23 protein-coding genes are annotated in these 25,209 nt (G+C 38.4%); 18 read left to right on the top strand and 5 right to left on the bottom strand.

Going from position 1 to position 25,209, the window contains the following annotated elements:
- The coding region (locus FHQ08_RS07885; protein ID WP_269073911.1) for an IS3 family transposase at window positions 1-139 on the top strand (139 nt) is incomplete at its 5' end.
- Between the two features lie 75 nt (window positions 140-214).
- On the opposite strand, the gene FHQ08_RS07890 is transcribed toward FHQ08_RS07885, so the two are convergent.
- A complete protein-coding gene (locus tag FHQ08_RS07890) occupies window positions 215-1,096 on the bottom strand; it encodes an RluA family pseudouridine synthase (RefSeq protein WP_230913860.1) in 882 nt (293 codons plus the stop codon).
- 129 nt (window positions 1,097-1,225) lie between these two features.
- Here FHQ08_RS07890 and FHQ08_RS07895 point away from each other — a divergent pair, with 129 nt between their 5' ends.
- From FHQ08_RS07895 to FHQ08_RS07915, 5 genes are all read left to right on the top strand, one after another.
- Window positions 1,226-3,346 carry a PBP1A family penicillin-binding protein gene (locus tag FHQ08_RS07895; RefSeq protein ID WP_230913861.1) on the top strand — a complete coding sequence of 707 codons (2,121 nt, stop codon included), beginning with the start codon at window positions 1,226-1,228 and terminating at the stop codon, window positions 3,344-3,346.
- A 21-nt stretch (window positions 3,347-3,367) separates the two neighbouring features.
- Entirely contained in the window at window positions 3,368-3,718 is a 351-nt protein-coding gene (locus FHQ08_RS07900) for a YlbF family regulator (protein WP_230913862.1), read from the top strand.
- A 179-nt stretch (window positions 3,719-3,897) separates the two neighbouring features.
- Window positions 3,898-5,097, top strand: a complete 1,200-nt coding sequence (locus FHQ08_RS07905) for a metallophosphoesterase family protein (RefSeq protein ID WP_230913863.1) — start codon at window positions 3,898-3,900, stop codon at window positions 5,095-5,097.
- Between the two features lie 25 nt (window positions 5,098-5,122).
- A complete protein-coding gene (locus tag FHQ08_RS07910) occupies window positions 5,123-7,840 on the top strand; it encodes an ATP-binding protein (RefSeq protein WP_230913864.1) in 2,718 nt (905 codons plus the stop codon).
- Window positions 7,841-7,844: 4 nt separating this feature from the next.
- A complete protein-coding gene (locus FHQ08_RS07915) occupies window positions 7,845-8,783 on the top strand; it encodes a 3'-5' exoribonuclease YhaM family protein (RefSeq protein WP_230913865.1) in 939 nt (312 codons plus the stop codon).
- Between the two features lie 216 nt (window positions 8,784-8,999).
- On the opposite strand, the gene FHQ08_RS07920 is transcribed toward FHQ08_RS07915, so the two are convergent.
- The 3 genes from FHQ08_RS07920 to FHQ08_RS07930 form a co-directional block, all read right to left on the bottom strand.
- The gene (locus tag FHQ08_RS07920) at window positions 9,000-9,905 is read right to left on the bottom strand and encodes a peptidylprolyl isomerase PrsA (protein WP_269073908.1); all 906 of its coding nucleotides are present in this window, start codon (window positions 9,903-9,905) and stop codon (window positions 9,000-9,002) included.
- 140 nt (window positions 9,906-10,045) lie between these two features.
- Complete coding sequence (locus FHQ08_RS07925) at window positions 10,046-10,384, bottom strand: YtxH domain-containing protein (protein ID WP_230913866.1); 339 nt, start codon at window positions 10,382-10,384, stop codon at window positions 10,046-10,048.
- A gap of 2 nt (window positions 10,385-10,386) precedes the next feature.
- The gene (locus tag FHQ08_RS07930) at window positions 10,387-10,815 is read right to left on the bottom strand and encodes an HIT family protein (RefSeq protein WP_230913867.1); all 429 of its coding nucleotides are present in this window, start codon (window positions 10,813-10,815) and stop codon (window positions 10,387-10,389) included.
- Between the two features lie 116 nt (window positions 10,816-10,931).
- On the opposite strand from FHQ08_RS07930, the gene FHQ08_RS07935 reads away from it, so the two are divergent.
- The 4 genes from FHQ08_RS07935 to trmB all read left to right on the top strand — a co-directional run bounded on the left by FHQ08_RS07935 (window position 10,932) and on the right by trmB (window position 14,521).
- A complete protein-coding gene (locus tag FHQ08_RS07935; RefSeq protein WP_230913868.1) occupies window positions 10,932-11,675 on the top strand; it encodes an ABC transporter ATP-binding protein in 744 nt (247 codons plus the stop codon).
- The gene (locus FHQ08_RS07940) at window positions 11,668-12,888 is read left to right on the top strand and encodes an ABC transporter permease (protein WP_269073909.1); all 1,221 of its coding nucleotides are present in this window, start codon (window positions 11,668-11,670) and stop codon (window positions 12,886-12,888) included. The genes FHQ08_RS07935 and FHQ08_RS07940 overlap by 8 nt, the downstream gene beginning before the upstream one ends.
- 196 nt (window positions 12,889-13,084) lie before the next feature.
- Window positions 13,085-13,858 (top strand): phosphotransferase family protein, encoded by a 774-nt coding sequence (locus FHQ08_RS07945; RefSeq protein ID WP_230913870.1) that lies wholly within the window; start codon window positions 13,085-13,087, stop codon window positions 13,856-13,858.
- A gap of 15 nt (window positions 13,859-13,873) precedes the next feature.
- Window positions 13,874-14,521, top strand: coding sequence for a tRNA (guanosine(46)-N7)-methyltransferase TrmB (trmB, locus tag FHQ08_RS07950; RefSeq protein WP_230913871.1), 648 nt, complete (start codon window positions 13,874-13,876; stop codon window positions 14,519-14,521).
- A 105-nt stretch (window positions 14,522-14,626) separates the two neighbouring features.
- Here trmB and FHQ08_RS07955 read toward each other — a convergent pair whose 3' ends face one another.
- Window positions 14,627-14,956, bottom strand: coding sequence for a hypothetical protein (locus FHQ08_RS07955; protein ID WP_230913872.1), 330 nt, complete (start codon window positions 14,954-14,956; stop codon window positions 14,627-14,629).
- Between the two features lie 118 nt (window positions 14,957-15,074).
- Here FHQ08_RS07955 and FHQ08_RS07960 point away from each other — a divergent pair, with 118 nt between their 5' ends.
- From FHQ08_RS07960 to coaE, 8 genes are all read left to right on the top strand, one after another.
- Window positions 15,075-15,398: a thioredoxin family protein gene (locus tag FHQ08_RS07960; RefSeq protein ID WP_230913873.1), complete on the top strand. Its 324-nt coding sequence runs from the start codon at window positions 15,075-15,077 to the stop codon at window positions 15,396-15,398.
- A gap of 23 nt (window positions 15,399-15,421) precedes the next feature.
- Window positions 15,422-16,057: a YtpR family tRNA-binding protein gene (ytpR, locus tag FHQ08_RS07965; RefSeq protein WP_230913874.1), complete on the top strand. Its 636-nt coding sequence runs from the start codon at window positions 15,422-15,424 to the stop codon at window positions 16,055-16,057.
- A gap of 280 nt (window positions 16,058-16,337) precedes the next feature.
- Entirely contained in the window at window positions 16,338-18,656 is a 2,319-nt protein-coding gene (locus FHQ08_RS07970; protein ID WP_230913875.1) for a DNA translocase FtsK, read from the top strand.
- 29 nt (window positions 18,657-18,685) lie between these two features.
- Window positions 18,686-20,014, top strand: coding sequence for a UDP-N-acetylmuramate--L-alanine ligase (gene murC / locus FHQ08_RS07975; RefSeq protein WP_230913876.1), 1,329 nt, complete (start codon window positions 18,686-18,688; stop codon window positions 20,012-20,014).
- Window positions 20,015-20,090: 76 nt separating this feature from the next.
- Window positions 20,091-20,816: a Bax inhibitor-1/YccA family protein gene (locus FHQ08_RS07980; RefSeq protein WP_230913877.1), complete on the top strand. Its 726-nt coding sequence runs from the start codon at window positions 20,091-20,093 to the stop codon at window positions 20,814-20,816.
- A 143-nt stretch (window positions 20,817-20,959) separates the two neighbouring features.
- Window positions 20,960-23,623, top strand: coding sequence for a DNA polymerase I (polA, locus tag FHQ08_RS07985; protein WP_230913878.1), 2,664 nt, complete (start codon window positions 20,960-20,962; stop codon window positions 23,621-23,623).
- 24 nt (window positions 23,624-23,647) lie between these two features.
- On the top strand, window positions 23,648-24,502 hold the full coding sequence (gene mutM / locus FHQ08_RS07990; protein WP_230913879.1) for a DNA-formamidopyrimidine glycosylase: 855 nt from the start codon (window positions 23,648-23,650) through the stop codon (window positions 24,500-24,502).
- Window positions 24,499-25,104: a dephospho-CoA kinase gene (gene coaE / locus FHQ08_RS07995; RefSeq protein WP_230913880.1), complete on the top strand. Its 606-nt coding sequence runs from the start codon at window positions 24,499-24,501 to the stop codon at window positions 25,102-25,104. Before mutM ends, coaE begins: the two co-directional genes overlap by 4 nt.
- Window positions 25,105-25,209: the final 105 nt, after the last annotated feature.

Below are 25,209 nucleotides of genomic sequence, written 5' to 3' on the forward strand. Positions count from 1 at the left end.
ACAAGCGTATTCACAAGAGGAACTAGCGCTTCAGATTTCACGTTGTATCGATTGGTATAACAACAAACGTCGCCAAGAAACACTTAACGGCATGACCCCCAACGAATATGGGTGCCATGCCGTTAAGGAAAGTGCATAAGCATTTTAATTATTTAGGTTGTCTACTTGACACGGAGTAGTTCCAGGTATCCTGCAACTCAGTTTTTTTAATAGTTTAGAAATATGTTTTAAAAGCACGCGGGATCGGCGCTTGAATGACTATTTTGTTGTAACTAAAGGGACGCTGCAAGTTGATCTCTTGGGCGAATAACATCAATCGATCAGTCGTATTTTCAGGTGTTAAAGCATCATATAAGGGATCATTCACAATAGGTGCATTTAAGGCATTTAAATGAACTCTGATTTGGTGCGTCCGTCCAGTTGCTAGGGTTAACTGAACTAAAGCCAATCCTTGTTGACGCTTTAATGTTTTATAGTTTGTAATGGCTGGTAGACCAGTTGAGGCTACTCGACGCTTCCGCTGATCTTTAGGATCAAAATCGATCGGTAAATCAATCATGCCCTGGTCTTTGAGCGTAAAACTATTACGAACGATAGCTAGATAATGGCGTTGGATGACCTTGTCACGCAACATAGCGTTCATTAAGGGCACGACAAGTGGATTCTTAGCAAAAATAATTAACCCACTGGTTAACATGTCTAGGCGATGAAGAATATAGGGTTGTTGCCGTTTGGGTGCTAAGTATCCTGCTACATAGTTGATCAACGTATTGGTTTCGTTGGGTTGATTCGGATGCGTTTTTAAGCCAGCTGGTTTGTTGATAACGATTAGATCGCGATCTTCATAAAAAATTGCGAGGTCGTGTCTAAATGCTGCTGGATAGTTTTGTTGATTAGAGCTGATATTTTTGAAGTTTAAAGTGACTTGGCTGTCTGGTTTGACAGCTAGGTTGAAATTCTGATATTGGCCGTTAATTAGAACCGCTTTGTTAACGCGTAATTCATGCTGCCATTTACGGGGGATATACCACGCTTTTAATAACGCCCGGACACTAGGAAAAGTTGTCTGGGTATTGAGATAGATGTTTCTTTTCATTAGACTGATCTTCACTCCAGTCATCCCAATTATTAGATTTATAAAATCCATCTTAAGGATGGTGTTCAAGTTATTTTTTAATGGTACAATGCATTAGTAATTTTTGCCAATGGTAATTGGAGTGTACATATGATTTTAAAACAAATAAAACTATATTTTCGTCGGTTTGTGACCTGGATCGGCAAACAAACAGTGATTTTTTGGCACTTTTTTAAGCGCCTGAATCATCGCTATCAGTTAGTCAGATGGTTTATCTTAGGCTTTTTGATACTTTTTTTTACGATTAGTGCTTATTATACGTATAAAGCAAAAACCTCTGACGTGGCTGATTTGAAATCTGCCCTGCAGACAACAACAACGATTTATGATGGTCAGGGGCAAAAAGCTGGGTCTTTATATGCTCAAAAGGGGACTTTTGTCTCTTTGGATAAAATTAGTCCAAATGTCCAAAACGCCGTTATCTCTACGGAAGACCGCAGCTTTTATAGCAACCCTGGTTTTGATATTAAAGGGATTGTTCGTGCGGCAATTGGTGTTGTGATCCATCACGGTCAAATTTCAGGGGGTGGGAGTACGTTAACCCAGCAGTTAGCTAAGAATGCACTGTTAACGCAAAAACAAACGGTGACGCGGAAGATTGAAGAGATATTTTTAGCCATTGAAATCAACCGTGTTTATTCCAAAAAAGATGTATTGACGATGTATTTGAATAATGCCTACTTTGGAAATGGTGTTTGGGGGGTTCAAGATGCTGCTCGGAAGTATTTTGGGACCGATGCTGCTGATTTGACGCTCTCTCAAGGCGCAACGCTAGCCGCAATGTTACGTAGTCCCAGTTTTTATAATCCCATTGATCATATGGATAATGCGATCAGTCGTCGCAATTTAGTGCTTGGACTGATGGTAGACAATCAAAAAATTGATCAAAGCCAGGCCAACTTTGCCAAACAGCAAAATCTAGTTTTAAAAGATACATATAGTCAAGAGGACGGTTACCGTTATCCTTATTTTTTTGATGCTGTTGTAGATGAGGCAATTAACCGCTATGGTCTAAAAGAAGAAGATATCATGAATAAGGGCTATAAAATCTATACGACACTAGATCAAACATACCAACGAGCCATGCAACGTTCTTTTGCACAAGATTGGGCTTTTCCAGCTGATGCGGCTGATGGTACGAAGGTTCAGGCGGGATCCATAGCGATCGATCCGAAAAATGGCTATGTTACGGCTGTTGTTGGCGGCCGTGGGGATCATGTTTTTCGTGGACTAAACCGGGCCACTCAAATCAAACGTCAGCCGGGCTCGACTATGAAACCATTAGCTATCTATGAACCAGCTCTAGAAAACGGCTATCACTATGATAGTATGTTACAAGATAAATTAACGAGTTACGGTAAGAATCATTATGAGCCGAGGAATGTTGACAATCAGTATGCTGGTGAAGTGCCGATGTATGTAGCTTTAGCACAAAGTAAAAATGCACCAGCTGCATGGCTATTAGATAAAATTGGTGTTAAAAAAGGGGTTGGCTCGGTGGAAAAATTTGGGATCAATGTTCCAGATGCGGACCAAAACTTGGCCTTTGGGTTAGGCGGCTGGGGTAAGGGCGTGTCGCCTTACCAAATGGCCCGAGCTTACACCGCTTTTGCCAATAATGGTAAATTGGCAGATACGCACTTTATTACCAAAATCGTGGATGCTACTGGTGCGGTTATTGTGGACAATTCAGATCTGAAAAGCAAGCAGGTCATTTCCAGTAAACATGCCAAAGAAATGACTAGTATGATGTTAGATGTTTTCAAAAACGGTACCGGACAGACTGCCAAACCTAGTGGGTATACGGTTGCTGGAAAAACGGGTAGTACAGAGGTGCCAGATAGTTATGGTTATGGGACAAAAGATCAATGGATCGTCGGATATACCCCGAATGTAGTCGTTGCAACTTGGATCGGTTTTGATAATACGGATCAAGCCCATTTCTTGAAAGGTATCAGTGAACAAGGCGTTGCCCCAATTTTTAAATTAGAAATGGAAAATATCCTTCCTAATGCACCCACATATAGTTTTAATACGAAAGCCGCCTCTAGTATTGCGGCCTCCGAACATGCTGATAATACCGGCAATTGGTTTGATGATGTTCAAAAAAATATTCAAAATGGGCTCGATAATGGTAAAAATATGCTTCAAGGTGCCCAAGAGAAAGCCAATGAATGGTATAATGATATCAAGTCATTTTTTGGAAATTAAACACAACTAAAGGAGAGTTTTATGGCTGCCAATATTTATGATACAGCGAACCAATTAGAACAAGAATTACAACAAACAGATGAATTTTTAGCATTACAAAAAGCATTTGCCGATATGAAGAAAGATGATTTTGCTTTTGCAACATTTAAGAAATTTCAAGATAAGCAACTTGAATTACAGCAAAAACAAATGAATGGTGAAGAATTTTCTGATGAAGACGTTCAATCAATGCAAGGGATGAGCGAACAGCTTTCCAAGTTCGATACGATCAATAACTTAATGGATCAAGAACGAAAAATGAGTGCTTTAATGGATGAATTAAACCGCATTATTTCAAAACCAATTGCAGATATCTATAAACCAATGCAATAATTATTTTAGAAACAGACGATTTCTATCGGGCTGCAAGGATGACTTAATACTTTAAAAGACTGGGAGCAGAGTTTGCTTTTCAGTCTTTTTTAGTTGGATCTAAATAATTTTAATGCAATTAAGCGGTATTTTCCTTATACTATGTGATAGGGAAACATATATTCGTTAAGAGGTTGATTATGAAATTTTTACATATTGCAGATGCTCATTTGGATAGTCCTTTTATTGGCCTACGAAAAATTGATGCCAGAATTGGCCAACAACTATATCAAGCACCGTTTGAAGCTTTTAAACAGATGGTTACTTATGCTATCGCCAATCAAGTTGATTTTATCATTATTGCTGGTGATACGTTTGATGCTAATAACCAAAGTCTGAGTGTACAATGGTTTTTGCAGCAGCAATTCCAAAAACTAGCTGATGCTCAAATCCCAGTATATTTGATTTATGGGAATCATGATTATAAAACTGCCAATCAAAAAAACTTAGATTATCCTGACAATGTCTTTGTTTTTCCAGCGACAGTGCAAACCTTCCGTTTACGTACCGATGAAGGTTATATCGTAGACTTGAGCGGTTTTAGTTATGATCAAATGCACGTGACCGAGGATCGGTTAGCTGACTATCCGATGCGCGCTTCTGATGCCGATTTTAGCATTGGTATCTTACATGGGTCAGAGATGCGTTATGGTGGTAAAGATTATGCGCCCTTTAGATTAGATGAGTTGCTTGCGAAACATTATGATTATTGGGCATTGGGACATATTCATCAGCGCCAAGTCTTGAACCAGCAACCCTTAGTAATTTATCCGGGTAATTTACAGGGGCGAAATAAAGATGAACGTGGTCAAAAAGGATTTTATGAAATTAATAGTCAAGGTGCACAACTTAAAGCAACGTTTCATAATGTCGCGCCGTTTCTTTGGCAAAGCCTGACGGTGGACAGTAAAACCCCGTTAAATGTCCCAGAGGTTGTGGCCCATATTAAGCACATGGTCACTGGATTGCCACGAACAACTAGTAATTTATTATCAATCAAAATTGAAAACACAGCAATTGACAGCAACACACAGGATAGTTTACGCCAAGACCAGTTATTACAAATTCTTCAAGAGGAATTTCGTAATGGTAATGACCAACGTTTTGATTATCCAATCGATGTCACCTTGACCATCGATCAGACGCCAGACCTGCCACAGTTAGATCAGGCCTATTGGGATAAAGCAGGCAAAAAAGTTTTTCAGTTGCCCAATGTACAAGAACTATTAGGCAACTTAAACCAAGAACGATTTCTGGCAACTCAAATTTTAACAGAGCAAAATCTTGAAAGATTACAGCAAGCAGCCATGCTTAGCATCAAACAAGATTTTAAGCAATAAAGATGAAGCGAGAAGGATAATTGCGATGTATATCAAACGTGCAAAAGTATATGGCTTTGGCAGTTTAGTGGAACAAAGCTTTGAATTCGATACTGAACTAAATGTGATTTATGGCCCCAATGAAGCTGGTAAGAGCACTTTATTGGCTTTCTTGACAAGTATTTTATTTGGCTTTGCCACTAAAAAAAGAGCCAGTGAACAGTATATTCCTAAGGATTCCGGTCGCTATGGCGGTGAGGTTTTATTACAGGAAGGATCGACGCAATATTTAATCCGCCGTACAGAAGGTAAAAATGGTGGTGAACTGGTTTGCTTTGCCAATGATCAGCAAATTGATAATGACGTATTTTTAAATATTTTAAAACCACTGACAAAAGATCTTTTTAGAGCCTTATTCGTCTTTGACACACGATCGATGTTAACCATTGAATCATTAGACAAAGAGGCTTTGGTGACACAAATCTTGGCTATTGGTGCGGTTAACAGTGGTGATTGGCTCAAACGGTCGGCTGCTTTGGAAAAACAAGCAGGCCAGTTATATAAACCCACTGGCAAGAAACCTGAAATCAATCAGCGGCTAGTTGACCTACAGGATATCAGGCTTCAGATCAGCAAACAACAAGCTAAATTACCCCAATATGAAGCAATAAAAACGCAATTACGTCAATCTGAAGCACAATTACAAACAATAAAATCAAATTATCAGATAAAGACACAACAATTGCGACAGCTTGATAAGTTAGAACAGCTTTGGCCCCTTTATCAACAGTATCAAGCTTTGAAAACATCTGATCAAACGAATCAAAAATTAAGTGTCACGGAATTACAGCAGTTATTTGATCAATATCAGCAACTACAAACCAAAATCGATTATCAAATTCAAACTATGGAACAACGGCGCACTGAGACGTTAAGCCATGTGGATTCTGATAGTTTCTATGGTCAGCACCTGCAGGATTTTCAGGAAATTGAGCAACAGTTGCCCCATATTCAGGCGCAAGTTGCGCGTCGGAAAACATTACAAACACGTATCCAAGAGAATCAGTTGCGTTTGAACACGTTGAAACGTGATAATCCGGCAATTACATTAGATATGCAACCGATATCCGTGGAAGATCTAAGTACGGTCAGTCAGTTAAATGCCCAAATCAAAAATTCAGAGAGTATGCTGCAACAAACATCTCAGTCTTTAATGGCTAATCAGTTACAGCAAACAGAAGTATTAAGGGCATTAGATCAAATTAAAGTTCCAGTGTCTGAAGACCAATCAGTTTCGGCAGCTGAGAATAATAACTTTTTAAATGGGTTAGTTGTTTTTGGTGGTTTGTTATTTATTGTAGGCTTATTTTTGCCAAGCTTTGTTAAAACGCTATCGTTAGTCGGTCTTGGTATCATTGGTCTGTCAATTTATCAAAAGCGTCAGGTGCGTCAATATGATGCGGATGCAGCGGCTAAGGCACCAGATGCGGAAGCAGATCCAAAATCACAACAGCAGTCGCGGTTAAATGAGTTAAAGAAACAAGCAGATCAGTTAAAAATCAACCAGCAAAAGAGTCAGCAAACTTTAAAACAACAACAGCAACAATTAACGCAAATTGAACAACAGTACAATCTGACACCAAATCAAGATTTATTAAAAGTACAACCATTATTAACAGAAATGCATCAATTGGACCATGAAAGTCACAAACAACAGCAAGAATTGGCACAACTCAACCAACAGCTGGTGACTTTTGATGATTTAACTGCTTTTTTAAAGTCGGATTTAGGGCAATATTCTACCTTTTCAGAAGCGTATTTCAATGTATTAAAACAGCAGTTATCGGACTACCAAGACTACGTGACCGAGTCGCAAGAAAGTGCCGTGATCCAAGAACAGTTACAATCCTGGTTAAAACAGCAAAAAGTCGAACTTGCGGATTTGAAATGGCAACAGCAGCAAATTTTGCAGCAAGCTGACTTAAGCGACTTCTCTGAACTACAAACACAATTGGAAACAGCTAAAAAAGCAACGAACGATCAGGAACGCCGTCGTTTTTTGAATCAGCAGCTGGAAAATGATCTTCCGGCCTTAGCGAAATATCAAAAAATTGAAGACCTTCGGACGCAAAAGCAAGCGGTGCAACAAGATACAGAACAGATAAAACAGCGGCGGACTAAACAGCAAAGTGAGATTCAGGATTTAAATGTTCAATTGATGCATTTGGCGACAGATAATCAGCTACAGCAATTACAACAGCAGCAGGCCAATCTTGAGGCGGAAATTGTTGCTTTAACCCAACAATACTTAACGGCTGAAATGTCCGCCCAGTGGATTCGGTCGACACTATCCGCAGCAAGCGAAGATCGCTATCCACAGATTATTGCTAAAGCGACACGCTATTTTAGTATTCTGACATTGGATAAATATCAAAAAATTATGTTAGAAAATGATTCGTTAACCGTTCAAACTAAAGATAATCTGCTATTTGATGTTCGTGAACTATCATTGGGTACGATGGAACAATTATTTTTGGCCATTCGACTGGCCTTCATGCAAACTATGTCGGATCTTGTTCAAATGCCGGTATTTTTGGATGATGTCTTAGTAAATGCAGATACAAAACGATTACAACAAATGATTCAGTTGATCCAAGAAATCAGTCAGACGAATCAAGTGTTCTTCACGACGGCACATGATGCTTTCATGCAAGAATTGTCCGCCAAACATGTGATTAAGATGACAGATACTAAAGGGGGTTGAACACATGGGACTATTAGACTATGAAGTTGGCGATACAATTGATCAAACAGTGTTGATCAAAAATGCAGACATTAGGACCGCCAAGAATGGCAAGCCTTTCATTGCTTTTGTTTTTTCTGATCAGACTGGGACTATAACGGGAAAAATGTGGGGTGCTAAACCTGAAGATATTGCCCAATTTACACAGGGAAAGCAAGTTTATTTGAAGGGTAAACGAGAACTCTATCAAACTAAGCCCCAGGTGCGAATTGATAAGTTAACTGTTTTAGAAGAACAAACTCATTCGGCGGATAACTTAGTACCACAAGCACCCATGGCTAAAGCAGATCTTGAAGCTGTAATCAACGAGTTTGTGCTTGAAATTACTGAAGCAAAGTGGAATCGCATTGTTCGCTTACTATTAAAGAAATACCAGACAGATTTTTTTACTTTTCCAGCTGCCAAAACCAATCATCATGCTTATCTTGGTGGTTTGGCTTATCATACAGTGAGTATGTTAAAGTTGGGGCAGACACTCAGTCAATCCTACCAGAGTATTAATCGGCCACTACTATATGCTGCTACAATTCTACATGATTTAGGGAAAGTTATTGAGTTAACTGGTGCGGCAACAACTGAATACTCGTTAAGTGGCAACTTAATCGGACACATCGTTTTAATTGATGAACAGATCGTATTAGCATGTCAGGAACTAAATTATGATTTAACAGATGAGAAAATACTGCTTTTGAGACATACGGTATTGGCCCATCATGGTCAATTGGAGTTCGGCTCTCCTGAACGGCCTAAGCTTTTAGAAGCAGAAGTTTTGCACCAAATTGATGAATTAGATGCTTCAATAACAATGATTTCTAATCATCTTGAGCACACAAAGCCTGGAAATTTTACACCGCGCATTTCGGCACTGGAACAACGCCAATTCTATCGGCCCCATAAAATGTAGTGATATGTAGTGATATTTAGATAAAAAAAGGGGAGAGTAAGACAAAAGGTAACGCCTTCACTCAACGACGCAGTACTCAAATGGCAAGTCCACCATTTTTCGTATTTCGTAATTCTTGTTGGTGCTCAGGCGCTGGGCGCCTTTTGTCTCACTCTCGTATTTAGATAAAAAAAGATCAATGACAATTTTGCCATTGATCTTTTTTGAGTGACGAAACTATTTTGCGCTGGAACTTGAATTAGAAGAAGATAAGTAACCAGCTAAAACATCTTTCAAATCATTATCTTTAATGGAAATGTCACCGCGTTTAAGCACTTTAGATAAAACGCTTTGCATTACAGTAGAATCTTGCATCCACTTAGCATAGACTTGGTTCTTTAATTCTGCAGTGTGGTCTGACATCTTGCCTTTACCAGGATTTTTAACCATCTTGATAACATCATAACCAGTGTCTGTTTTAACCGGTGTCTGTGTGATCTCGCCATTCTTCAATTTGAAAGCAGCTTGTTTGAAAGCAGATGGTAATGAAGAATCAGTATTATCAAAAGCAGGCAACTTACCACCATTGTTCTTAGTTGAAGAATCAGTTGAACTCTTCTTAGCTAAGTCATCAAATTTAGCACCATTGTTTAATTGGTTAATAATATCTTTAGCATCGTCTTCTTTAGCAACTAAGATATGTTGAACAGTAACTTTTGGTTGATATGACTTCCATTGTGTTTTCAGATCAGAATTTGTAACTTGCTTATTAGCTTTTAAAGCAGCTTCTGTTAATAAGTTAGTCCGAATATTTTTCTTTAAACCAGAAGCAGTCAAGCCGTTTTGTTGCAAAATAGAACTGAATGAAGAACCATATTGGTCTTTATACTTATTGTATTGTTGGTTGACCTGCTTGTCAGAAACTTTACTACCATATTGATCTTCCAAAACTTTGGTAATGATCATAGTCTGTAAGGTTGACTTACCAGCTTGGGATTTCTTCATTTCATTATAGAATTCATCCTTAGTGATTTTGCCACCTTTAGTGGTTGCAACTGTACTGTTATTTGAACAGCCAGCAGCGACAAGAACAAGCATGATACCAGCAACAGCTAGTAAGAGCTTTTTAAAACCCTTTGACATCAAAAAACACATCCTAATTGTATAATATTTTACTGTACTTCAGTAATGTCCTTGATTAATATACCATAACTGAAAAAATAATGACATGACTTCACGAATATTCACACTATTTTCATGAATATTTATAAAACATGTAATTTTTATGAAGGCTTCACGTTTTGCACCACATCAGTTAAATCTGAGACCTCAGCTTTGATTTGTTTAATACGTGGTTCTGTTTGAAAATTAAATGTTTTCATAGATTTCTGAATGTCATCAACCGCTGAAACAGCTGTTGTTTGAGTTTCGTGGGCAAGATTATGTAATGCTGTCTTAAATGTGCCTAGGCTTTTTTGAAAATCATTGGTGGCTATTGTAACGTCAGCAACATAATTGGTTAAGCTTTGAATCCGTTGTGCGCCAGTCCTTTTGACAGTTAGTAAGCCATACGTGGCACCGGCGATCAACCCCCAAGTTAATCCAGTTGAAAATTTTGCCATGATTAAACCTCCAAATGTGCTTTGATATTATCGGCAATCGTTTGCAGCTTCTCCGGTGTGTACTGATCCGTATGGTCACCCCAATGGATCCAAAAGTCATCTTTTTTGGAATATCGGGGCACAAAGTGAATGTGAGAATGAAAGACGGATTGGTAGGCAAGTTCACCATTATTGTTGGCAATATTCATCGCGACAATGTTTGGATCACTGGCTTTGATTGCCTTAGCAATTTTAGGGACGCGACTAAACACTTGAGCTGCCAGCGTCTCATCGTAGGCAAAAATATCCGGTACATGGACTTTGGGCACAAGTAAAGTATGACCCGGTGTTACTTGAGAAATATCCAAAAATACTTTGACATAATCATCCTCATAAATAGTTGTGCTGGGGATTTCGTTGCGAATGATCTTGCAAAAAATACAGTCTTCCATAAATATGGCCCTCCTAAAAAATAAAGAAAATCAATTTCTAAACTTTATTTTTCATGCTATCATAAAGTGATTAACTTATACAGAGCGAATACTTAGCAAAAAATGAGGGTAATATTTTGAGTTTAGAGATTAATAATTTAACTGGCGGCTACGCACATGTAGCTGTTTTAAAAAATGTGAATTTTAAAGCTGAAGATGGTCAAATAACCGGCTTAATTGGCTTGAATGGCGCCGGAAAATCAACAACGATCAAACATGTCATTGGTTTGTTGACCCCACAAAAGGGTGAGATAAAAGTCGATGGCAAAACATTGAAAAGTGATCGTGACGCCTATCACAAAAAAATTGCTTATGTCCCCGAAACGCCTGTTTTGTATCCAGAATTAACCTTGCGAGAACATATCGAATTGGCAATTATGGCTTACGATTTAGATGCGAATCAAACGATGGCTCGGGTTCAAGAGCTACTTAAAAAATTTCGCTTAGATAACAAATTAGATTGGTTCCCTAATAATTTCTCCAAGGGGATGCAGCAAAAGGTCATGATTGCTTGTGCATTCATGACTGACGCCCGCTTATTTATCATTGATGAACCATTTACTGGGCTTGATCCTTTAGCCATTCATGATTTATTGGACATTGTGGAAGCCAAGAAAAAACAAGGGGCGGCTATTTTAATGTCTACCCACATTTTAGCAACTGCACAACAATATGCTGATCGGTTTGTATTATTAAATAATGGTCAAGTTCGTGCTCAAGGTAGTTTAGACGAGTTGAAATCTGAATTCCACATGTCTAATGCAAATTTAGATGATATCTACATGCAAATGACAAGAGAGGGTGTTGACGCAAATGCTTGATTTATGGAAAAAGCGATTGCGGAAGCATCAAATGGAACAGTTTAAATACTTGAAACTTGTTTTCAATGATCACTTTGTCATCGCCTTGATTTTTCTGATTGGTGCGTTGGGTGTAGGCTACGCTTCATTGGTCCGTCTCGTTGCCCATGCTTATTGGTGGGGGCCCATCGTTCTCAGTTTAATATATTCGTTGATTCTGGCAATTGGGCGTTTTGCTAATTTGATTGAAGCAGCCGATAGCACGTTTCTGTTACCAAAGGAAGGCGAGTTCTTCCACTATCTACTAGCAGCCAGAAAATACAGTTTAATTTTACCGATAATCGTAATTTTCGGATTGAATTTGGCCATTTTACCGCTCACATTGGTTCTAGTACAGGGGAGTAGCGTTTGGACGGTTATTTTAATGGCCCTAAGCACACTAATTTTTAAAGATGTGTTACTCTGGGTCGAACTTATGAATTGCTATGATGGCAATACCATTAACACGAACTGGCTCTTAAATAAATCTTTTTGGTATGGCTTAGCGTTGCTTTCATTTTTATTAGGATTTTATGTTTCCCCTATCATCACAGTCGTGTTAGCTCTGATTGGTAATTTATGGTTACGGCATCAAGTAATCAATTATGTCATTTCCGGCAATTTACGATTTTCAGTTGTTATTGCCAATGAAAATGCACGTCAGTTTAGAATATTAAAAATCTATAATTTATTTACAGATGTTCCAAGTTTGCAAAGTCCAGCAAAACGCCGGAAATATTTAGATCCATTTTTACGCTTAGTTAAACCAAATCACGAGAATAGCTTTCTCTATCTGTTTTTCCGGGGATTTTTGAGAGGGACAGAATACCTGGGTTTTTATTTACGATTTGTCATTATCGGCACCATCATTTTATTTTTTATTCATCAAATTTGGGTCGGCACTGTTTTGTATCTTTTATTCTTATACTTATCAGGCTTTCAATTATTACCGTTTTATAGTCAGTATGATGGCATTGTTTTTACCAAACTTTATCCCGTTACGTCTAAAGCTAAATTGCATAGTTTCCAACAATTGCTGGTTGGTTTAATGAGTGTTCAATGGTTGATTATGTCTATGCCTTTGATCATTAACTTTTATCAGAACCCCCTTGTTTGGGTATGCATAGCTGTTGGTTTGTTATTCGTTTTGGCTTTTGTTTATGGCTATAGTAAAACTAGAATTAAGAAAGTCTAAAATGAACGGTTGACGCTTGCACTTAAAAAAATTAAAATTAGCATTCGTATATATCTTAAATTTGACTGTTTAAAATTTAATTATTCGCAAATAAATAGTGGCTGAAAACAAAGCGTTCGTTTTGTCTAAGCCACTAGGAAAATCAAAATAGACGAATTGATCCAAATGAGTGGACGATTTAGAGGGGTTTGACTGTATGGCTTTTGGACTCAGTCAGGATTGGGAGATTCATTCAGCAGGTGGCAGCACAGGTAACGCATTTATAGCTTCGCATTCACAGGAAAAAATTTTTATTAAACGAAATACGTCACCTTTTCTGGCAGCTTTATCTGCTGAGGGGATCACACCCAAACTATTATGGACAAAAAGAATGCCCAACGGCGATGTCATCACGGCGCAACAGTGGGTGGCAGGCACGACTTTAACAGCAGAACAAATGAATGGACCAAAAACAGCGGCATTGTTAGCAAAAGTTCATAGTTCAAACCTTTTAAAGGGCATGTTGGAAAAAATGGGCGGTAGTTTTGTTACTGCCGATCAAATGTTGGTCCAATTGGAACAGACACTACCAGATCAGCTACGTTACTTACCGTCAATTATTAAAGGTATCACTTGGTTAGAAGACCATACGTTGCAGGTCCCGGTTACGGAATATCGTGTCTGTCACGGTGATCTGAATAAAAAAAATTGGTTAGAAACAGTCAACGATACCCTTTTTTTGGTCGATTGGGATCAAGCAATTTTGACTGATCCTGCCTACGATTTAACAACAGTGTTGATCAATTATGTGCCCAGATCGTCTTGGACGCGTTGGTTGGCAGATTATGGCCAGCAATTGGATACCGATTTGATTGGTCGTATTCGTTGGTATAGTATCTTACAAGAAATTATTTCAATTATTCAACAAACAACCAATTTAACGAATTTACGTGAAGAAATGTCACGATTAGATCAGTTGATTGATCGTTAAACTAATGGAGGTCTTATGCGTTTAAGAAATAAACCCTGGGCAAAAACATTAATTGCTCAAAATCCACAATGGCTCGTTGAGGCGAAAGATCGAACTCAAATTGAGTGGGACCAACGTTTTCAAAAGAGACAACCACTTCACATTGAAGTGGGCTCTGGCAAGGGTCAATTTGTGATCCAAATGGCTCAAGCATTCCCTGAAATCAATTTTGTTGCTGTTGAAGTACAGGAAGCTGCAGTCGCCATGATCTTAAAGAAGCAAGTCGCACTACAATTACCAAATCTACAGATTCTTTATGCTAATGGTGCTGAATTAACGGATTTTTTTATGCCGCACACTATTGCGACCATCTATTTAAATTTTTCCGATCCCTGGCCAAAAACGCGGCACGAAAAAAGGCGTCTAACCTACCGTTCTTTTCTTAAACAATACCAGACCTTGCTTGACGTTGAGGGACGGATCGAATTCAAAACGGATAATCGTGGCTTATTTGAGTATTCACTGGTTAGTTTTAGCCAGTATGGGTTAATTTTAGATTTTGTTTCTTTAGATTTGCATCATGATACTAGGGTAACTTTTAATATTGAAACTGAATATGAAACAAAGTTTACTCAGAAAGGTCAACCAATTTATCAGGTTAAAGCTCATTTTAAACAAGATTAAGTTCTTTAAAGCTACAATTTTAGGTTTTTGGCCACAAAAAAGTCGGCAACAAAACTCATGTTTCGTTCCGACAACTGTTAGTTATAAAAACTATTGTTTTGGGTGTTAAATTTTGTAAATATCCAATAATTCACCGTTTTTCGCATCAACAGCAAATTGATACTGTTGCAGGGTACCATCTTCATCGCGGGTAACACCGCCGAAGTAGGCTTTTGCACTATGTTGGCTATCTGAATAAGGTGCTGGCATATGCTCGATCCAAGCTGCTTCAATCGGACCCTCACGTAGGAAAAGCGACTTAACATGGTCTAGGATTTCATTGCGGTGTTTATTAATATTGTAATCTTTATAAGCAGCGCATACCCCAGTTATGAGGGCGCCTGTCAATAATCCATAACCAAAGGAACTTGTTGAATTTGATTCGCGTTTTGTCATTTTTTGGCCTCCTTTTTGTACTTTTAGTATATCGTTTTTTACTGTTAAACAAAATTATTTTACTTTCTGCTTACTTATAGTAAACTAAAGTGGAAAATAAAGTTAGGATGTGTGGAGAATGAAACAATTAAGCACTTTAGAAAATGATAATCTTGAAACATTAACTAAGACGGGCACCCACGTTTTTGTGTTTACAGCAGGTTGGTGTGGGGATTGTCGGGCACTCGCACCTTTTTTACCACAAATTGAAGCTGACTACCCTGAAATTGATTTTATTGAAGTTGATCGTGATCAATATATGGATCTGGCACAAAAATGGCAAATCTTTGGCATTCCATCTTTTGTTGCTATTAAAGACGGCAAAGAGATTGGGCGTTATGTGAATAAAGAACGCAAAACGAAGAAACAGGTTGAAGATTTTATTAATTCATTACCTGCATAAAAATTAAAGGAGTTTTAATATTCATGTTAATTGCAAGTTATAATCCTATTGGTTTAGGCGATGTACTAGTTGTCATTTTAGGACCCGATGGTACTGCGCAGAAGGCGAAAACGAATGCTGATGTAACTCGGATTGTCAATCAAGATACACAAGAACCGATCGGATTTAACTTTTTCAATATTTCAAAGCATATCCCTGATTTAAAGGGTGCTGGGCAAGTATTCTTAAACCAAGTGCAGATTGATGTGTTGAATGACATGATTGTAGCAGCTGGGTGGTCTGACCAGCTTCAGCAAGATGAAACTGCTAAGTTTGTGGTTGGGCACGTGGACGAAGTTAGTGATCATCCTGATTCTGATCACTTGCACATTACAAAAGTGACCGTGGATCAGGGGGTACAATTGCAGATTGTTTGCGGTGCACCTAATATTGCTCAGGGGCAAAATGTTGTGGTTGCTAAAATTGGTGCGATGATGCCAGACGGTAGTATTATTTGGCCTGGTAAATTACGTGGTATAGCGTCTGATGGTATGATCAGTTCTGCTAAGGAATTGGGCATTCCCAATGCACCAAAACAACGTGGTATTTTAGTGCTTGATACCGATGCACCGGTTGGACGTCCGTTTGATTTTAAAGCTGCACAAACTATGTTTATTTAATTATTGTGCTGCTGATAATTTAAAATATTTCCCAATAATTTGTGATGGATTTTAAAATTAAAAGTATCTGTAATTAACCAATATAGCTGGGACATAGCTGTTCAAAACAAAATAATCGCGGTTTTCAGACTAATGTTTCATCTGAAGACTACGATTATTTTTTTAACACATCATTACGCCAAAGTATGAATTAAATTGATTTAGAAAAACTGGTAACCCTATTGTCTTGGTTAAAATTGTTATATAATGAACGGTGACAATTTTAGAAAGGGGGAGAAGCATGACACACTATGACGGACCAGCATTTTACCGCAAGCTTGCACGTTTAAAGCAACGTCATGAGCAACAGACAAAGGAAATTATTGAAGCACAACCTGATGATGTAACGGTTGTTTCCCCTAAAGCTCAAACGGTAAAACATAGTGCCACAACTACTAAAGAGAAAAAAGAAACAGATAATGTTGCTGCTTTTAGAAATTTTACGAAGAAACACACAGTTACCTATCACCGGGCCAACCATGAAAAACAATATTATGCTCATTTATTAAATCAACTTGAAAAGCCTTTAGAGAGTTATTATTTGCTTGCTGCTTCCGATGTGAGCAATATTTATTATGGCGAAGGTACAAAAACAGACCAAAAAAGCCAACAAGCAGCAACTACAGCACCAGCAAATATAGTAACAGCTGCACCAGAACCAAAGGAAACAATAAAAACATCGACTGAAACAATGGCTTCTAAATCAGTAGATGCCGGGCACACGATTAAATCTGCGAGTTTATTGCACGCGCCGGCAATGTTGGCTAAGCAACCTGAATCGATAACCAAGCAATTGGGGAAGGTGACGCCAACCAATGTCACGGCAGAATCAGCAACTACAGCGCCAACAATTGAATCAACCGCCAGGGAAGCAGTCGCTAAGCGCCATGAGCACCAAGAAAAAGATAATGCAGCTATGATTTTAAGCTCTACTGACACATCCCAGATGGAAAATATGGCGAACAACTTAGCAAGGCAAGCAGCAACGACTACCACTGCTAATAAAGCAACAATTAACGATGTGAAATTTGGCGTTGAGAAGGACCATTTGCCTGAACAGTCGGCTACAGTGAAACATCCAGTAACAGAAGTTGGGACGAGTAATCATTCTGATACGCCAACTAAAATTACTGCCTCGGAGACTTATCATGTACCGCCGTTAAATTTATTGCCAGATAAAGACGTGTCACCAGCTTTTGACGCTGACTCATGGGCTGAACAGCAGCAAAAAACATTAAATGAAACGTTAAATGCCTTTCACGTTAAGGGCAATGTGGTGCGTTACACAATTGGGCCAACAGTGACCCAATTCGAAGTCCATTTGGAACGTGGCGTCAAAGTCAATAAAATCACCAATTTAAATGATGATTTAAAATTGGCCTTAGCAGCTAAGGATATTCGTATAGAAGCACCAATCCCGGGACGAAATACAGTCGGCATAGAGATTCCGAACCTAAAGTCTCGGCAAGTTCGGTTGTCGGAAGTGCTTGAAACACAGCAATTCAAATCGAGTTCATCGCCACTAACCATTGCACTAGGTGTTGATTTGTTTGGAAAACCTGTGATTGCTGATATTGCCAAAATGCCGCACGCTTTGATTGCCGGCTCCACTGGATCTGGTAAGAGTGTATTTATCAATTCACTATTGACTTCGCTAATGTATAAGGCTGACCCTGATCAAGTTAAACTGATTTTAATCGATCCTAAAGTCGTTGAATTAGCACCATATAACGGCTTGCCACATCTATTGACGCCTGTGATTTCAGATACCCGTGAAGCTTCGGCCGCTCTAGAATGGGTCGTCACTGAAATGGAAAAAAGATACGCTCGTTTTGCTAATGCAGGTGTTCGTAATATTCGACAATTTAATGAAAAGGCAATACATAATCAGCAAGCAGGTCTTAAGATGCCTTATATCGTTGTTATCATTGATGAATTAGCTGATCTAATGATGACAGCTTCTAATGATGTTCAAGATAGTATTGCTCGAATTACGCAAAAGGCAAGAGCTGCAGGTATTCATTTGATTGTTGCAACTCAGCGGCCTAGCGTGGACGTCGTGACTGGAACAATCAAAAACAATATTCCAACACGAATTGCCTTCATGGTTTCCAGTCAAATCGATTCCAGAACAATTTTGGATACTGGTGGTGCAGAGCGCTTGCTTGGCCGTGGTGATATGTTGTATTTAGGCAATGGGCAAAACCACCCGATCCGTATTCAAGGGACGTATATTGAATCTGAAATTGATCAAGTCATAGCCGCTGTGAAAGCACAGCGTGAACCTGATTATCAGTTTAAACCTGATGATTTAGTAAAACGTTCGATAGCTAAGTCTCAAGAAGATGAGTTGATGCCCCAGGTTTTTGAATATTTGGTTCAAGAGAAAACAATTTCGACATCAAAATTACAACGGATGTTTTCGATTGGCTACAACCGAGCGGCAAACATCATTGATGATTTAGAAGCTAATAATTATGTTGGGCAATCTCAGGGATCTAAACCTAGAGAGGTTTATTTTTCACAAAGTGACTTGGATAAACTTCAGGCCAAAAATTAAAAACAAGTAACGTTAGGAGCAGTTTATTCATGGAATTTCAAACACAAAAAACGTATTATTTTATTGGGATTAAAGGTACTGGGATGGCCGCATTGGCGTTAATTTTACATGATATGGGACTTAAAGTTGCTGGTTCAGATATTACAAAACATACTTTTACACAGCAGCCTTTAGAAGCAGCAGGTATTCCAATAGTTGATTTTGCAACAACCAACTTGAAGTCAGATATGATCGTTATTGCTGGAAATGCATTTACAGACGACCAAATCGAAATTAAACAAGCTAAAGCAATGAAGTTGCCGTTTTATCGCTACCATGAATTCGTAGGTCATTTAATGACTAATTATACGAGTATTGGTGTTGCTGGTACGCACGGTAAAACAAGTACGACTGGACTGTTAGCTCATGTTTTAAGTGGTATCGACAAAACGGCTTACTTGATTGGTGACGGTATGGGGAAAGGTATTAGAGATGCACGATTCTTTGTTTTTGAAGCTGATGAGTATCGCCGTCATTTTTTAGCCTATCATCCTGATTATTTAATTATGACTAATATTGATTTTGATCATCCAGATTATTATAAAGATTTAGATGATGTGGTTTCAGCTTTTCAAACTGAAGCTGAACAAGTCAAAAAAGGTCTATTCGTCTGGGGCGATGATGTCAATCTAAAGAAGCTGCACGCTAATGCACCAATATACACATACGGATTACGGGATACCGATGACTTTCAAGCTGTCAACATTGAAAAAACAACCGCTGGTTCAGAATTTGATGTACGTCACCAAGGCCAGATAATTGGTCATTTTAAAATTCCATTGTTTGGCCAGCATAACATCTTAAATAGTCTTGCAGTCGTTGGCGTCAGTCATCTCGAAAAAATCAATGCAAGTTTATTGGCGCGTGAATTTTTGACTTATCAAGGGGCTAAACGACGGTTTGCACAAAAAAATATTGGTGATATGACTATCATTGATGATTATGCACATCATCCTTCAGAAATTAAAGCAACAATTGATGCTGCTCGACAAAAATTCCCAGATAAAAAACTAATTGCTGTTTTTCAACCACACACTTATTCTCGGCTGAAAGCATTGCTGACTGGTTTTGTCACGAGTTTAAGCAAAGCAGATGTTGTTTATTTGACAGATATTTTTGGATCTATACGTGAAAATTCTGGCAATATTTCAATTAATGACTTAGCTGATAAATTACCGAATGGTGGAACTGTTTTACAAGTAGCTGATATGACACCACTATTGCAATATCATAATGCCGTAGTTATTTTTATGGGTGCGGGTGATATTCCAAAATATGAAGTCGCTTATGAAAAGTTATTACAAAATCAAGTGAAATAAATAAGTATTTGGACCGATTATTTGTTTCATCGAATCATATACAATATAATTAAGTTATGTAAAAGGGGGCAGTTTTATGCAACAGGTACCTTCAAAAGAAGTTTACGTCAAAGATGTCGGTTTAAATCGCTTCTTCACTCGAGTCTATAGTTATATGGGTTTGGGTATTGCTATTTCTGCATTGATTTCTTTTTTGGCTTTGAATACATTTCGAGATCAGTACAGTCAGCTGTTACAAGAACATCCAATGACACTCTGGATTTTATTTATTGCTGAAATTGCAATGGTTTTTGGTTTTCGAGCAACCCAGCGGCGATCAACGGCAATTAACTTAGCTTTATTTGCAAGTTTTGCCGCTATTAACGGCCTTGTATTATCCGTAACATTGTCGTTTTATAATATTGCAGATATTACGACAGCCTTTGTGACTGCTGCGGCACTGTTTGTTGCTTTGGCAATCGTAGGTTTTGTAACAAAACGGAATTTATCACGCATGGGTCAGATGAGTATGGCTTTGTTAATTGGCCTGATTTTAGCATCAGTGATCAATCTATTTATGCAATCTAGTTTCATGCAACTGATACTTTCTTACGTTGGCGTTTTGATTTTTTCAATGCTGACGGCTTATGATAACCAATACTTGAAGGGTGTCTATTATCAAAGTGTCAACCGTGGTGATTTGTCAGCAGATGTTAGTTTGAATAATATCGCTGTCATGGGAGCGTTAAATTTATATCTAGACTTTATTAATATTTTCCTGTATATTTTGCAGATTTTTGGCTTTGATACGCAAAATAATTAATGGCTCAGCTATGTCCGGAATAGATTTTTCTGTTCCGGTTTTTATTTGCTCTAAAATCGGTGATTTTACTTAATTCTAAAATTTAGAATTTGAATCATCTGTGGGCTCTGATACAATAATACTAGGAATTATTGGAGGTCAATATGACGGCAAAAAAACTTTTATTAATTGATGGTAACTCGTTGATGTTTCGTGCTTTTTTTGCACTGCATAATGCGTTGGATCACTTCACAAATCATGATGGGTTACATACTAATGCAATTTATGCATTTAAGAATATGCTGGAAACGGTTATTAAACAAGAACAGCCGACACATATTTTGGTTGCTTTTGATGCAGGCAAAACGACTTTTCGAACCGTTAAATATGCGAATTATAAAGGTGGGCGTGCCAAGATGCCAAGTGAATTGGCAGAACAGCTACCATATATGCGCGAATTTTTAGATAGTTATGGTATTAAATGGTATGAATTAAAGGATTATGAGGCTGATGACATCATTGGGACGCTCGCTAAAGAAGCTGAAGCTGTTGGCTTTAGTACAACAATTGTTACGGGAGATCGGGACTTGACGCAGTTGACAACTACCAAAACTACTGTGCAGGTGACTGTTAAAGGTGTCAATCAACTTGAAACCTATACACCAGCTCATGTTAAAGCAAAACTTGGCATCGAACCGGGTCAAATTGTAGATCTTAAAGGTTTGATGGGAGATACTTCTGATAATTATCCCGGTGTGACAAAAGTTGGCGAAAAGACAGCTTTAAAACTTTTAATTCAATTTGACAGTATTGATAACTTGTATGCACATATTGATGAATTAAAGCAAAGTAAAATGAAAGAAAATCTGATCAATGATAAAGATCAGGCATATATGAGCCGAGACTTAGCGCGAATCAGAACAGATGCTCCGCTCAAAGTTCAACTCGATGACACAATTTATCATGGCCCAGACCAAGCAAAGTTAATTGAGTTCTACAAGGCAATGGATTTTAATGCCTTTTTAGCGCAATTAGATGTCACGACAGGGACTGCTACACCGCAAATGCAAAACAATGCAATGTACACGCTATTAAATGGCGATAATTTAGATGTGCTTCAGCAATTAAAGCAACCAATCAGTCTAATCATCGAAATGTTAGATGATAATTATCACACCGCAACTTTGGATGGGTTTGTCCTTGGTAGTGAGGGACATTGGTATGTTTCCAACGATATCAGTTTGTTACAAGAACCGACAATCAAGAGTCTATTAACCGATGCGGCAATCAAAAAATCCGTTTTTGATTTAAAACGAACCTATGTGGCTTTAAATCGCTTAGATATCAAATTGGCAGGCGTAGATTTTGATTTATTGTTGGCATCATATTTATTGAATACTAACAATAATAGTAATGATTTGGGTGAAATTGCACGATTACATGATTATACGCAAGTTGAAACAGATGAAGCCGTTTATGGTAAAGGCGCCAAGCGACAAATACCAGCGGACCAGAAACTGTTCTTCACACACTTGGCTAACAAAGCCCGAGCAATCACTGATTTGCGTTTGCCATTAAGTGATCAACTAAAACAACATGCACAATGGGATCTTTTCATAGACTTAGAAATGCCATTGGCTATTGTATTGGCCGATATGGAAATTGCAGGAATTACGGTTGATGCTCAGCGCCTCACTACGATGCAAGGTGAGTTCAAACAGCGATTAGCACAAATCCAAAAAAATATCTATGAAATTGCGGGTACAGAGTTCAATATCAATTCACCCAAACAATTATCTGAAATTTTATTTGAAAAGTTGCAGTTACCCGTCATTAAAAAGACTAAAACTGGTTATTCTACTTCAGTTGATGTTTTGGAGAAATTACGGTCTGCTTCACCAATTATTGATGAAATTTTAAACTATCGCCAAATTTCAAAAATACAATCTACGTATGTTGAAGGTTTGTTGAAACAGATCCATCCTGATCATAAGGTACACACACGATATTTACAGACATTAACACAAACTGGTCGGCTATCTTCTGTTGATCCAAATTTGCAGAATATACCTGCTCGTTTAGAAGAAGGCCGCCAAATTCGTCAGGCTTTTATCCCTAGGCATAAGGACTGGGAGATCTTTTCGTCTGATTATTCTCAGGTTGAATTGCGTGTGCTGGCTCATATTTCGGGTGATGAAAACATGCAAGCAGCATTTAGGGAAAACCGCGATATTCATGCCAATACTGCGATGAAGATTTTTGGTTTGGATCGCCCAGAACAAGTTACCCCAAATATGCGTCGTCAGGCAAAAGCAACCAATTTTGGCATTGTTTATGGTATTAGTGATTATGGTCTTTCCCAAAACATTGGTATCACACGGAAACAGGCTAAGCAGTTTATTGAAGCCTATTTTGAACAATATCCGAAGGTTAAAACCTGGACAGAAGCTATTGTTCAAACAGCTCGTGAACAGGGCTATGTCGAAACTTTGTTACATCGGCGCCGTTATTTGCCAGATATTCATTCAAAGAATTTCAATCTACGTTCGTTTGCAGAACGCACGGCAATGAATACACCAATTCAAGGAAGTGCCGCTGATATTATTAAAATTGCAATGATTCAAATGGCTCAAAAATTGAAAGCTGAAAAACTTCAGGCCACAATGTTATTACAGGTTCATGATGAATTAATTTTTGAAGCACCAAAGAGTGAACTGCCAATTTTAGAAAAGCTCGTTCCAAGTGTTATGGATTCAGCAATTCAGCTGGATGTGCCTTTGAAGGTTGATAGTGGTCATGGCGCTACTTGGTACGATGTTAAAGCATAACTTAATAGAACAAAGAGGTGCACAATGCCAGAATTACCCGAAGTAGAAACAGTTCGACGTGGGTTAAAAGCGTTAGTTGTTGGTAAAAAAATTGTTGACGTCCAAGTTTTATGGCCCAAAATTGTGACTAACGATAGTGAAGAATTTAAGCAGCAGTTAGCGGGTCGGACCATAGAGGCAATTGATCGGCGTGGAAAGTATTTGTTGTTCCGACTGTCAGGCCATTTGACAATGGTCAGTCATTTGCGCATGGAAGGACGATACTTTTTAAATCAGTCTGATGAGCCAGTTACGAAACATACCCATGTGATTATTGCGTTTACAGATCGGACACAATTGCGTTACGCAGATGTTCGTAAATTTGGACGGATGACGTTATTAAAAACTGGTCAAGAGAATCAGTTGTCTGGAATTCATGCTCTAGGGCCAGAGCCATTATCGCCTGATTTTCAAGTTGCTGATTTTTATCAGAGACTACAGAAACATAAAAAAAATATTAAAGCTGTTTTGTTAGACCAGCATACAGTTGCAGGTCTGGGAAATATTTATTGTGATGAAGTACTTTGGTTAAGCAAAATCCATCCTTTATTACCAGCAAATCGAGTTACGTTTACTCAAGCTCAATCGTTGCATGCTGCCATCCAAGCAGAGTTAAAAAAGGCTGTGGCTGCTGGTGGTACCACGATCCGCTCGTATGTAGATGCTAATGGAGATTCAGGACACTTTCAATTTAATCTCCATGTTTATGGTCGTGAAGGGCAACCTTGTGAACGCTGTGGTGCATTGATCCAAAAAATCAAAGTCGGCGGTCGGGGCACTCATTTTTGCCCGCAAGAACAAGTCTTACCTGCGGATTCAACCATGGCGGTGATTCAATGACTTATATATTAGGTTTAACAGGAAGCATTGCCACCGGAAAAACGACAGTTGCACAAATATTTCGCGATTATGGTTGTCCAATAGTGGATGCCGATAAAATCGCACATCAAGTTGTGGCACCAGGCTCTCCCGGCTTAACTAATATTGTCGCTAATTTTGGACCACAAATTCTTAAAGCCGATGGTAGTTTGGATCGCCAACGATTGGGTGAAATTGTTTTTTCAAATACAGATAAACGGCATTTGCTTGATCGAATCAATGGACAATTGATTCGCCAAGAAATTATGGCCCAGTTAACTTCTTGGCAGAAAAAACAAGTGCCATTAGTCATTTTAGATATACCATTATTATACGAATACCATTATGAAAAAATAGTCGATGCGGTCATGGTTGCTTACGTGCCACGTGAGCTGCAATTAAAAAGATTGATGGCCAGAGACGGTTTATCTAGGCAAGCAGCAATGAATCGAATCAATAGTCAGCTAGATATTGATACCAAGTTAGCTCGTGCGGATTATCATACGGATAATACGGGGTCGATAGCCGATTTGAAACAGCAAGTTAAAGCATTTCTTGTAAAACAAGATTTTAGCCCCAGTTAAGCATCGTCATCGTATAAACTTGCAAAGTTAGTCACTTTACGCTATTTTTATTGTAAGTTTAAATAATTATTCATTGTAGTTGTTAATCTATGTTGAAATATAGGA

Source organism: Agrilactobacillus fermenti, from assembly GCF_021030645.1.
In the GTDB taxonomy this organism is placed as follows: Bacteria; Bacillota; Bacilli; order Lactobacillales; family Lactobacillaceae; genus Agrilactobacillus; species Agrilactobacillus fermenti.